The 4,005-nt window shown below is 44.3% G+C and carries 3 protein-coding genes; all 3 read right to left on the bottom strand.

Features of this window, described 5'->3' with window-relative positions:
• Positions 1-212: 212 nt before the first annotated feature.
• Positions 213-1,187, bottom strand: coding sequence for an AraC family transcriptional regulator (locus tag AB5642_RS19940; RefSeq protein ID WP_173770443.1), 975 nt, complete (start codon positions 1,185-1,187; stop codon positions 213-215).
• A gap of 11 nt (positions 1,188-1,198) precedes the next feature.
• Entirely contained in the window at positions 1,199-2,461 is a 1,263-nt protein-coding gene (locus tag AB5642_RS19935; protein WP_148463769.1) for a GLUG motif-containing protein, read from the bottom strand.
• A gap of 249 nt (positions 2,462-2,710) precedes the next feature.
• A partial coding sequence (locus AB5642_RS19930; protein ID WP_368371927.1) for an FAD-dependent oxidoreductase occupies positions 2,711-4,005 on the bottom strand: 1,295 nt, incomplete at its 5' end.

Genomic DNA, 4,005 nt, shown 5'->3' with positions numbered 1-4,005 from the left:
CAGATCTTATCAAAAGGGAAAAACAGTTTGATAAGATCATGAAACTTTTCGGATATGCAAATCCTTACCGGATGCTGGGCCTCTGCCAGCAGATCGCGGATATCCAGGGAGAGACTTTGACTATAAACGTTCCGTTTCCTGAGGTATTTTATTATAAAATGTAAAGCTGAGACGAGATTTGTCAAGGTATGTTTTTGTAAAGGAGTGTGCAATTATGCTTTTATGTATTTCTTTCGAAATTCAGATGGAGTCATCTCATACTCTTTTTTGAAGACTTCCGAAAACTTGCTGGGGTTGTCGTAGCCCATTTTCATGGCGATTTCTGTAATGCTGCAGTCAGAATTCTGAAGCAGTACGGTTGCAGCCTGCATACGGTAGGATTTTATGTAGGCATAAATGGAACAGCCGAAAACTCCCTTAAAACATGCTTTCATGGAAGTAAGAGGAATGTCAAATTGCTCGGACAATTGTTCAAGAGTGTAATGCTGGCGCAAATTGGAAACCATATACTTTTGAATTTCTTTTACTTTTTTTACCTGAGTATGTGCGAAATACGGAACTTTTACCTGGGTATTCTGTATTTTCTCAGTTCCAAGATAAAGGAGCAGTTCCAGGACCTTGACCTTCAGATAGGAAGCGTGCATATACGGCTTGGTGCAGTACAGTTCAGAAAAAATGTGGTTGATTTTATTTTGATTTCTAATTACAGCACAGGTACCATTTTTGCAAAAGCCGTTGGCAATGGAAAACAGATCAATGTCCAGTCCGCCTGTCATCTCGCCGATTTTTCGGATGACAGAGTCTGCTTTTTGTAAATCTATGGTGATGGAGATGCCGTGATAATGAGACAGCGGAAAGCTGGTTGAAACGGTCTGGTTGGAAAGAAGGTTGATGGCAAGATCACCGCTTCCAATATACTGATAAGTGCCGTTGGCAAATCTGCATTCAAAACGCCCTTCCCTGCAATGGTTCAGTTCCAGAACATCTGCGTGAGGCAGTTTATTCTGGTTCTGTCCATTGCTCATGTGAAAATCGTTATAAAAGAACTGGATGCCAGGCAAAATAATATATTGCGTGATGATTCCTTCTCCGGTTTCATTGTTCATTTTATAAATAGTACGGTTGTTTTTGCCCATTGTTTTTTGAACTTTCTGGTCAAAAAAATCCGTTAACGGATGCTGTTCCATTTTTTCCTCTCTTACTGGTCCGCACTCTCGTACATGCAGGAAGTGGTGCCAATCTGATTGTCTGCATGCACACCATCAATTAAAATGTCTGCGTCGCAGCTTTCTATTACACTGCCCACTGCCCTGCCGGCAACGGTACCTGGTGTTACAGCACCGTCAATGGATCCTGTTACAGAACAGTTGGTAACTTTAAATACGGTTTCTTCTCCATAATAGTAAAGTCCGGTGCCAATAAGACCTCCTACATGGGTTGCTCCATCCGCTTTTATGGAAACAGTTATCTTGCAGTTATCAATTACGGACGGATAATTTTTCGTGGAAAATCCTTCTGTTTCCAGGCATACGTCTGGATTGGAGTGAGTGCCTGCGTAACCACAAAGACCGCCGATCGCATGGCCGCCATTTGCGCTTTCAATTGTGACATCAGCGGTGCAGTTGGTAATGGAATCCATCATTTCCAGACAGCCGCCGATTCCGCCAAGACCAACCGGTTCGTTTCCTTCTGCCTTTACAGTTCCGCTTGCGCTGCAGTTGTCAATGGTTCCGCCAAAACCGCCGCCGATGACCAGGCCACCACATTCTGCTACATCTGCCTGCACAATATGGTTTTCTTCAAATTCATTATCTCCAATTACGATGACGGTTACATTTTCTGCGGAGCAGTTGGTTACGGAATTGTTGTTGCCTCCTACAATTCCGCCAGTGCAGTTGTTGCCTGTAATTACGGAGTTTCCTTTTAAGGTTACGTGATCCACTGATCCCATGTTGTATCCTACAACGCCGCCAATAGCCAGAGAGGTGCCATCTGTTACGGTTACTTCTGCATTTTCCACTGTCAGATTTTTGACTTCGCCGCAGTTTACGCCGAAAAGACCAGCCCCGCAGTTGTATTTGTCAGATTCATATTTTAAATTTGAAATTGTGTGATCTCCGCCGTCAAAGGAGCCCAGAAACAAGGTGGAATGGTTTTCCATGTCATTCATATTGCCGATGGGTTCCCAGTCAATGCCTGTAAGATCAAGATCATTTGTCAGAAGAAAATAAGTATCCGCATAACCTGCGTTTGAGCCGTCATTTACATTAGCGGCAAATGTCAGGAAAGAATCTGTCGAGGAAATCTGGTACGGATCTTCCTGGGTGCCACTGCCGCCGTCATAAGAGCATTCAGATGCGGTGCTTACTGCTTCTTCTGCAAATACGGTACTGGTTAATCCGGCAGATAAGGTAGTTGACATGGTAAGTGCTAATAAAACAGAAACGAACTTCTTTTTCATTGTGTGCCTCCTGAGTTATATAATAGTTAGTTACTTCTAACAATAACCATACCATTTCTTACAGGGTCACACCACTCCATTTGGACGATAACCACTCTGCTTAGACAGATTCTTTTGCGGAAATACGGTATTAGTTATTACTTACCGCTATTTTACCACAATTGTGGTCGGGGAATAAAAAATTTTCTTGAATTAAAAAACTGTAACAATAAACCATAGGAGTTTATCATTACAGTTTTTATTATCTTATTAGAGCAATTCCAACAGCTGCGGGATATTCTTTTTCCCAAATGTTACCTGATCCTGGTTGATTATCAGGCAGGGGACGCTCATAACGTTGTATTTTTCCTTTAAATCCGGGAAATGGGCGATGTCGTATACTTCTGCTGTTACAAGGAGATTTAAGGAGGCAATCCTCTGGGCTGCCACTACCAGATCCGGGCACATGGTACAGGAAAGGGATACCAGGATCTGCATGTGCACCTTATGGTCGATAGCGAGGATACGTTCTCTGATGGCAGGGTCAAGGGGCTGCCCTGGTCCTGCGGCGTTGTATAATCCCAGGATAAAAGAGGTAAACTCGTGTCCCCCTGGCACGCCGTGGAAAGCTAATCCAGTCTTTTCCCCGGAGGCAGTCAGCACTTCTACAAAAGGCAGCAAGGCAGCAGAATCCGAAGCAGAGTCCGCTTCCTGTACGGTCAGTTTGTCTGTATATTTCTCCAGTTCTGTCATATAGCCTTTCAATTCCTGGCTGACGGGACGGGAATCCAGATGCAGGTCAAGTTGCAGGTTTCCCTCCATTATGGAAAATACAACATTCAGCTGGTTTATGATATCCTGTGAAAAAATACCGGCTGAGGATTTCCCTTCTGTTTCTTTTCCTGCGGGCGATTCCTTGTGAACTTCGGCCTCTTTTTTGATTGGCTTTTCCGGGTGGATTCCGGTTTTCCCCTGCATGGCTGCGGCATATTTTTCCAGCTCTGTGGCAGCTGTGGCACCATCTCCCACTGCAGTTACCACCTGGCGGAGATTTTTCTGGCATACATCTCCGGCTGCGTAAATTCCCGGACAGCTGGTCTTCTGGGTTCGGTCCGTTTCCACATATCCATGGGAATCCAGAGCAATCAGGTCTTTTACCAGATCCGTATTTGGCGCGTAGCCTGCAAATACAAATACGCCAAAGGTGTCATCTGCAGAATCGAAAATGGTTTCTTCTCCAGTGTTTTTATTTTTGTAGCAGATCTTTCGCAGCGTGTGGTCACCCTCCACATAGACAACCTCTGTATTGGTTAAAACTGTGATCTTAGGGTGATTTTTGGCGGCTTCCGCTACCGCTTCTGCGCAGGAAAAATCATTTCCACGGATTAAAATAGTTACATGGCTTGCATATTTTGTCAAAAATACGCTTTCTTCTGCTGCAGCAAACCCGCCGCCAACTACGAAAATTTCTTTTCCACGGAAAAATTCTCCGTCACAGGTGGCACAATAGGCTACTCCGTGACCGCGAAACTTGGCCTCACCTGGAAAACCGATCATTCTTGGAT

Origin of the sequence: Ruminococcus sp. 1001136sp1_2201st1_G3_2201SCRN_220225 (assembly GCF_040924365.1) — a bacterium.
GTDB classification, from domain to species: Bacteria; Bacillota; Clostridia; order Lachnospirales; family Lachnospiraceae; genus Blautia_A; species Blautia_A faecis.
The sequence above is the reverse complement of the archived record's forward strand: the minus strand, read 5'-3'. Positions and strand labels throughout refer to the sequence as shown.